Source organism: Calothrix sp. CBUCES-K 9914, from assembly GCF_059640475.1.
This window is the reverse complement of record NZ_JBXXZH010000499.1, coordinates 1-1477: the sequence shown is the minus strand read 5'-3', so window position 1 is coordinate 1477 and position 1477 is coordinate 1. Positions and strand designations below refer to the sequence as shown.

Genomic DNA, 1477 nt, shown 5'->3' with positions numbered 1-1477 from the left:
TCCCGGGCTGCAATTTGCATGGACAGGAGTGTGCAAGTGGACATGGGCGCGCCAGGAACTGCCAGTTGCTTGGCCAGCACCGCCATGCCTGGCAGGGCACAGCCGAGCGCAGGCGCTAGTGCGAGCTGACTGTGTGTGCATCATTTGTTCGTGAATGTTGATGGAGATGTGGATGATCATCCAGAAATCTTGACACGTGAAGGTGTGACAGCTGTGGTGTTGCTCAACAGCTGCTGTTCCTCCTTGCACCTGGTGTGCCAGAGCACCCCACGACGGCCCGACTGATGCAAGACGCAACTCGTTCAAGTGGTAATCTGTGAAAGATCAAACCCTGGTTGTGCTAGAGGGCATCGGAAGATGCATGTGCCTCGGAATAACATGACCTTCCTGTCAGTCGGAAGGTCGGGTGCTACTCCCGAAGCTGGGCGGCGCACGAGGCAACGGATATAAGGATGTAAACTATCTCACTTAGCACCCATCGGCCACTTCACTGCATTAACACCGCAGCTGTAGTAGAGACAGGCGCGCACTCCACGCACCGGGGCCGCAGAGGCCTTTGGCCTTTTGCGCGCTGTCAACCATTACTGAGAGCGATGTTCCGATAAATTCAATTCTTCACAGACAAGCACAAGTTTAGGTTTCAGGCACCCACGTAAAGCTGTTTTAATCGCTGCTCTAACTTTTGCTGCTTTGTACCGAACATTCGATACAATTTAATGTACCGAACGTTTTGTACAATGTCAATAGGTTAGAGGAAAAAATTCAATGGATAAAATTGAAGCGTCTCGACGGTTAGTAAACGTATTTCGGCAGTATGGCTACGAAGGGGCTACTTTGTCCCGCATTTCAAAAGCAACGGGGTTAGGTCGTGCAAGCCTTTACCATCACTTTCCCAATGGAAAACAGGGAATGGCAGAGGCAGTGTTAGAGTATGTAAACCAGTGGTTTAATGAAACAGTTTTGAATCCGCTGCGCCTTGAGGGTGAACCACTAGAACGTATTCAGGCTATGAACTCTAGTCTTAAGCAATTTTACAATAGCGGGCAAGATGCGTGTTTATTAGCTGTGTTTAGTCTTGGTGAGTCAGATGATTTATTTCACAAGCAGGTAAGTGAGGCATTAAATGCTTGGATTGATAGTTTAGGGCAAGTGCTGTGTGAGGCAGGGTTGTCTGAAACAGAGGCGCGTCAGAGAGCAGAAGATGCTGTTATGCAAATTCAAGGTGCCTTAGTTTTAACGCGCGGACTCGATAGTACGGCGCCATTTGAAAGGGTATTGCAGCAACTTCCAAATAAACTTTTGCACCAAGACTAATTTTAATAGTAGTGGTGATGTAATTATCTTTACCACAAAGGGAAGAGGAAAAAACCACAAAGGCACAAAGGACACAAAGAAAGAATTGTTAATTAAGATGTAATACCAATTTAATATGAAGTCGCATATAATAGACTTATAAGCTTAATTTACCATAAGTACC

The 1477-nt window shown here is 46.7% G+C and carries 1 protein-coding gene; it reads left to right on the top strand.

Annotation, left to right across the window (positions count from 1 at the left end):
• The first annotated feature begins 765 nt into the window (after nt 1–765).
• Nucleotides 766–1314, top strand: a complete 549-nt coding sequence (locus tag AC2JBO_RS44450; protein ID WP_496960002.1) for a TetR/AcrR family transcriptional regulator — start codon at nt 766–768, stop codon at nt 1312–1314.
• Nucleotides 1315–1477: the final 163 nt, after the last annotated feature.